The sequence below is a fragment of the Microcoleus sp. genome (assembly GCF_049646505.1).
Classification (GTDB): domain Bacteria; phylum Cyanobacteriota; class Cyanobacteriia; order Cyanobacteriales; family Microcoleaceae; genus Microcoleus.
The window spans coordinates 1-3,114 of sequence record NZ_JBARVX010000052.1 but is presented as its reverse complement, the minus strand read 5'-3'; the positions used below and the strand labels follow the sequence as shown (position 1 = coordinate 3,114).

The window sequence follows — 3,114 nt, the reverse complement described above, 5'->3', positions numbered from 1 at the left end:
TTTATGGTTTCAGATATTCAGGCTGGCGAGTGGAATTTGGCGTTAGAGATTTTGTGCGATATTCTCATTGAAGAAGAAATTCCCATAGATTTAAAGGGTTATGAACTCTTGCAAGAAGTGGGCAATATCTTGAACATGGAACGGGAAATTTGGGAGATGCTAAAAGTCCAAGTAACTCCTTGACAATAGAATATGTGGAGTAGATAAATTATGACTCAATCTCCTACGACAATATTGATCGATCGCATCCTAGAACAAAATGCCGAATCTGTACTGATTTGGGTAAACAACATATTTTCAGGTCAAACCGCCCAACCGCAAGACTTTAACTGGCTGTTATTAGCCGATGTTGCTGCTGCTAAGGCTCGAAAAGGTGAAAATTGTTCCGGTTTGTGCGATCGCACATGGACACAAGTAGCGACGACAATTTACGATCGCCTATCTGAAGCCGCAGAACAAAAAAAACCAGGAAGCGGCGAGTCTTTTACGATTTCTGCAATGATGCTGCGGGCTGGGGCGATCGGACAACTCGGAGTAATTTTTAACCATCCTGTTCTCGATGTTAACTTGATTCTACAATGGTTTTGGCATAACATCAAAGAGTCGCGGGAAAATGTCGAAAAAAAGGCAGCTAATTGGAAAATGCTACCCATTGCAGAAATTCGCGAGTTAAGACAACTTAAAAATCGATTGAAAGTTATCGCAGCACTCGCTAACAACAATAAGTATGTTTTAGATGAAGAACTCAACACTTGGCTTTCATTGCGTGAGAAACTACCATAAAGTGCGATTTAAAAAACCGATCGCACTTCTTGCATAATTCGGCTCATTTTGGCCCGTAAAGCTAACTTCAGCGATAAATTATCGAATATGTTACACTTATGTCTAGAGAAGAGAAAGGGAGTCAAACAAAATGACAACTATCCAATCAATGACAACTGGAATAACATCCCTTTATGAACAGGATTTTTATCTTTGGTTGCAGACAACTATCAACTTATTAAAAGAGGGAAAGTTTTCTGAAATAGATTTAGAGAACTTACTAGAGGAACTGGAAAGTATGGGGAGAAGCGATAAAAATGCTTTAAAAAGTAATTTGAGGATACTTTTAATGCACTTGCTTAAGTATAAATATCAGCCAGAAAAACGAACAAATAGTTGGGTTTACACCATTCGCGAACATCGTAAACGCATCCGAGATACCTTCAAAACCAGTCCGAGTTTATATCGTTTTTTTGAAGATATTTTTAATGAATCTTATCAAGATGCCAGAGAATTAGCCGCAGATGAAACCGGTTTATCTATTCAGATATTTCCCCCAGAGTCTCCCTTTACTGAAGAAGAAGTTCTTAATCCTGATTTTTTACCGCTTGAGTGCGATCAATCTGAAAATTCTGAAAATATTGAATAATTGAATCATAATAGTATCAGCGAATATGCAAAAGCGAGGAAATAACTATGGTCACTGCTACTGCTGTACAGGATAATCTTACTGTAGAAGAATTCATCACCGAGCCGCCCGACAACATGGAATTGGTAGACGGCCAACTTGTGGAGAAAAATGGCATGACACTAAAGACGGGTAAAATTCAGTTGAGACTGGGGAATTATTGGGGAGATTACAAAGATTCCAGCGGACAAGGGGGAGAAGCTTATGTCGAAGTTCCTTGCCGCACTAGCCGACAAATTCGCCGCCCCGATGTCGCCTATCTCACACCCGAATTAGTCGCACAATATGGCAACCTTGCCACTTTACCTCAAAGTTTTCCCCTAATTGCCGAAATAGTTTCACCCACCGATATCGCGGAAGATGTCTTTCTCAAAGCACAGGAATATTTAGCATCTAGCTGTCAGGAAGTTTGGCTAGTTTTTCCAGAAAGTAGTTTGATATTCGTGATGACTCAAAATCAAATATTGACATTTAGATCCGGCGATACTGCTAGCACTCAACAAATCTTGCTCGGTTTTAGCATTGAGGTCGATCGACTGTTAGCTTAAACATCAAACTAAATTGCTACAATATCTTTAAGACTCCCCAGTTCGCGAAGGCGGACTTCGTTTGTAGAGCCTCCGAATTCTCTTCGGTGGTGTTTAAATCCAGATTTAATCTCCCATCCTTCTCGGAGCACAAACCGCCATGTCAGACGACTTTTCCCTAGACGACCTTTTAAACAAAAGTTACGACGCCTTTAAAGAAGCAGAAAACCAAGTGGGACAGTGCAATGTTTTAGTCATCGGCAAAACCGGAGTCGGCAAAAGTACCCTGATCAATTCTGTGTTTCGCCAGCGCTTAGCAGAAACCGGAGTCGGCCGCCCCGTCACTCACGGTATTCGCCAATACACAAAACCGAATTGCCCGATCGCAGTTTACGACACTCCCGGACTCGAACTCAATGCCGAACAAATTAAACTTATTCAATTAAACGTTGCTAAACTAATTGAAGACCAAAGACTCCTGCACCCCAAAGAACACATACACGTTATCTGGTACTGCATCAATCACAGCGCCAATAGAATAGAATCAGTCGAGGAAAACTGGCTGAAAGAAATGGAAGTTAAAGATGTACCAGTGATTTTAGTGCTCACTCAAACTACATCGAAAAAGCCCAGCGAGTTTTTCAAGCAACTGGAACACATGAATTTGCCAGTCAGTCAAATCATTCCAGTCATGGCAGAACCGGAAGAAATAGATGAGGATTATACAGTAAAATCTCACGGTTTAGACAAATTGGTGGATGCAACTTTTCAACTGCTGCCTGCAGTAGCTCAAAAAGCTTTTGTGAAAGAACAAATTGCCAATGTTTCGCTCAAATCTGACATGGCATTTAAGTATGTAACTGGTTATGTAGCCGGTTCTGCAATTGTCGGTGCGACTCCTGTACCGTTTGCTGATGCGCCGATTTTAATGGCGATGCAAACGGCAATGATTGCTAATATTACTGTGATTTTTGGAATGCCCTTTGATAAGGGGTTTGTTTCGGCGATGCTGTCTGCGATTAGCGGTGCTGGCGGGGTGACTGCTGTTGGCCGAAGTATTGTGACTAATTTGATTAAAATGATTCCCGGTGCTGGTACTGTTGTCGGCGGGGCGATTTCCGGTGCAACGGCGGCAAC

5 protein-coding genes are annotated in these 3,114 nt (G+C 41.6%); all 5 read left to right on the top strand.

Going from position 1 to position 3,114, the window contains the following annotated elements; genetic code table 11:
* Positions 1 to 183, top strand: a 183-nt coding sequence (locus WBA89_RS02815; protein ID WP_424403885.1) for a MafI family immunity protein, incomplete at its 5' end; no start/stop codon positions are given.
* A gap of 27 nt (positions 184 to 210) precedes the next feature.
* Positions 211 to 783 (top strand): hypothetical protein, encoded by a 573-nt coding sequence (locus WBA89_RS02810; RefSeq protein WP_424403883.1) that lies wholly within the window; start codon positions 211 to 213, stop codon positions 781 to 783.
* A gap of 130 nt (positions 784 to 913) precedes the next feature.
* Entirely contained in the window at positions 914 to 1,411 is a 498-nt protein-coding gene (locus WBA89_RS02805; RefSeq protein ID WP_424403881.1) for a DUF29 domain-containing protein, read from the top strand.
* 47 nt (positions 1,412 to 1,458) lie between these two features.
* Complete coding sequence (locus WBA89_RS02800; protein WP_424403879.1) at positions 1,459 to 1,998, top strand: Uma2 family endonuclease; 540 nt, start codon at positions 1,459 to 1,461, stop codon at positions 1,996 to 1,998.
* A 139-nt stretch (positions 1,999 to 2,137) separates the two neighbouring features.
* Positions 2,138 to 3,114: YcjF family protein (locus WBA89_RS02795; protein ID WP_424403877.1), on the top strand; the 977-nt coding region annotated here is incomplete at its 3' end.

Bases quoted from the DNA above. Each gene is read 5' to 3' on its own strand.
- WBA89_RS02800 (WP_424403879.1), top strand. From the start codon at position 1,459: ATGGTCACTGCTACTGCTGTACAGGATAATCTTACTGTAGAAGAATTC.
- WBA89_RS02805 (WP_424403881.1), top strand. From the start codon at position 914: ATGACAACTATCCAATCAATGACAACTGGAATAACATCCCTTTATGAA.
- WBA89_RS02810 (WP_424403883.1), top strand. From the start codon at position 211: ATGACTCAATCTCCTACGACAATATTGATCGATCGCATCCTAGAACAA.